Here is a 2,831-nt window from a genome sequence, read left to right on the forward strand (position 1 = left end):
CATGGCGATAGACTTCAAGCACCCTGAATACAATAAATATTTTCCGATATGGCAGAAGATCAGCGATATCAGCAAGATTGAAAACGTGGCTGATTACCTGATTACGCTGAACCCGCAAGACCTAAGCGATGAAAACAGGCAACGCAACGAGCAATACAGAAAGAGGGCGATCTTTCACCCGGTGACGCAGCACACTGTCGTAGGGATGCTTTCCATGCTGTTTGCAAAATGGCCTGAATTAGAGTTGCCTGCTCAACTTGAGTACATCAAGACTAACTGCGATGGATCGGGGAATAGCATCTATCAGCAATCGCAGAAAGTGGCGCTTGATTTAATCCGTGTATCCAGGGCCGGGCTGTCCGTGAGCTTTCCGCGAACAGAGCGCGGCGCGAGCATGGCAGATATAAATGAGGGGCGCGTATTCGCTACAATCCAAAGCCATGACGCAAGGCAGATAATCAACTGGCGCAGAACAAATATAGGCGCAAAATCCGTTCTGTCTCTTGTTGTGATAATGGATAAAACCGAGGTTGTTGGCGATGACGGTTACAAGATCGAGTATAAAGACACCATCCGCGAGATGTTTCTGGAGGGCGGTGTTTATAGCGAGCGGCTTTGGCAAAAGAACGACAAAGATGAATGGATTGTGATGGATGCATTCACGCCTACCGATGGCAACGGCAATACTTGGGATGAAATCCCCTTCACTTTTGCAGGATCCGAGGACAATGATTCCTCCGTAGACAATCCGGCGATGCTGGGCATGACTGATTTGAATATCGGCCTGTATCGAAACAGCGCGGATTATGAGGACAGCGTATGGTACACCGGGCAGGCGCAACCGTGGATGAGCGGCATTACTCAAGATCATATCGATATGTTGCAACATAACAATATGTATGTAGGCTCAAGAAATCTTCTCGGTGTGCCGAGTGGCGAGCAGTTTAATTTTGCATCGGCCCCACCGAATCCAATGGTGCGGCAAGCGATGCTGGATAAAATTGATCAGATGATTATGCTTGGGGCTAGACTGCTTAAGCCATCAGGTCAGGCGAGAACCGCTACCGAGGTATCAGGCGATCAAGAGGTGCAGCATAGCACATTGTCCCTCATTTCAAGCAATCTATCTGAAGCCTACACAAGAGCAATCGGCTGGTGCGGGCGCTACATGAACGCAGACACAAATAAAGCTTATTACAAAACAACGATGGACTTCGTGACGCATCAAATGGATGCCAATGAGCTGCGCGTAATGATTGAAGGTTTTGTGCAGGGCGCGATTCCTGCGGCTGATTATCATGATTACCTCAAGAAACGTGATCTGACAGACAAGGAGAAGACGCTGGAGGATTTTCAGGATGAACTTAATGTGAGTAGCGAGGCAATGGTCAATTTGGGTGAGGAGTAATTTATGTTGTTTACTCATGAAGGAAAAGGCAAAGAAGTGGTGGATTTCTTAAAAGAAAAATTATCCATTCCAAATGAATGTGCCGAATTTTCAGTTCGATTTAAATGGGGACAGCCGATAGCGGTGGAATGTGAATATTACCCGGAAGAAAAGAATGACAACGATAGCTTATAAGAATGGAATAATTGCGTATGACTCAAGGCTGATGGTGGGGAATCTTATCTACGATGATGATTTTGATAAGAAAATAGAAGTAGATGGGGTTATATTTTTCATGAGTGGCACTGTGTCTGATTACCCTGCGTTCATTGATGCGTATTTTGGAAAACCAAATAATAACGTCAGCCTGGACGTTGAGAGCATTGCTTTGCATGACGGAGTTTTATATAGATCATCCGTCGATGACAAAGGTGTTTGTTGGAAATCTCCTTTAAGGAGGGAAAACTCGTATGCTATCGGATCTGGCAGTCATTTTGCACTGGCTTTTATGGACGCTGGGTATCATGCAGAGGGCGCGGTTAAAGCCACAATTAAAAGAGACTGCTGGACTGGTGGTAATGTTAATACTTTTGTTTTGCGGTAGTTACTCAGAATAAAAAAAGATGGCCACCGCATCAGCTGAACTCATCGAGATAGCAACAAGACACGCTGTGCATTACGAGAAACTCAAAAGCCATGAGGTCAAATCGTTCGACAATTTCCTCAAGCTGCTTAACGAGGATTTAATAAAGCAGCTGTCCAGGTCAGATATCACGCTGTTTACCCGTGCGCGGCTTGAGAAACAGCTTGATCTTGTTCGAGAGATCATCAAGGAAATCTATCAGGACTATCACTCAGAATGGAAAACAAACCTGGTTGAAGTCGGAAAGTATGAAGCGGAGTTTGAAAAGAAGGCGCTGGATCGCGTAGTCATCAACCGTGAGTTTATCTTGCCCACAGAAGGGCAGATTGCTGCTGCGGTATTCACCAGGCCATTGTCAGTTAACGGGATTGATGGTGGGGCGCTGCTTGATCAATTCTTCGAGCAACTACCTGATAACACCATCAGGCGCGTAGAAGGTGCAATAAGGCTCGGGTTTGCTCAAGGGCAGACTACGCAGCAGGTGATCAACAGGATCAGGGGCACAGCAAAGGCAAAGTTTTCAGATGGCCTAATGGCACTATCAAAACGCGATGCTGACATCATCACCAGGACAGCGTTGCAGCATGTATCCAGTCAATCCAGGCAGGCCACATGGGAGAGAAATAGCGACATTATCAAGGGCGTGAGATGGGTCAGCACGCTGGACAGCAGGACTTCTCAAACCTGCCGCAGCCTATCCGGCCGTATATTTCCGATGGATAAAGGCCCTAGACCTCCCGCACACATTAATTGTCTACCTGGGGACGCTTATATAACGGCCAGTGGTGACATCACGGGAGT

Annotated in this window: 4 protein-coding genes; all 4 read left to right on the forward strand. The window is 46.8% G+C overall.

Annotated features, from left to right (window positions below):
• Positions 1–1,408: DUF4055 domain-containing protein (locus tag J5I83_RS05610; protein ID WP_304054004.1), on the forward strand; the 1,408-nt coding region annotated here is incomplete at its 5' end.
• Between the two features lie 3 nt (positions 1,409–1,411).
• A complete protein-coding gene (locus J5I83_RS05615; RefSeq protein ID WP_304054007.1) occupies positions 1,412–1,582 on the forward strand; it encodes a hypothetical protein in 171 nt (56 codons plus the stop codon).
• Positions 1,563–1,991 (forward strand): hypothetical protein, encoded by a 429-nt coding sequence (locus J5I83_RS05620; protein WP_304054009.1) that lies wholly within the window; start codon positions 1,563–1,565, stop codon positions 1,989–1,991. The genes J5I83_RS05615 and J5I83_RS05620 overlap by 20 nt, the downstream gene beginning before the upstream one ends.
• Before the next feature lie 19 nt (positions 1,992–2,010).
• The coding region (locus J5I83_RS05625) for a minor capsid protein (RefSeq protein ID WP_304054012.1) at positions 2,011–2,831 on the forward strand (821 nt) is incomplete at its 3' end.

The sequence above is a fragment of the Nitrosomonas communis genome, from assembly GCF_024102715.1.
Classification (GTDB): domain Bacteria; phylum Pseudomonadota; class Gammaproteobacteria; order Burkholderiales; family Nitrosomonadaceae; genus Nitrosomonas; species Nitrosomonas communis_B.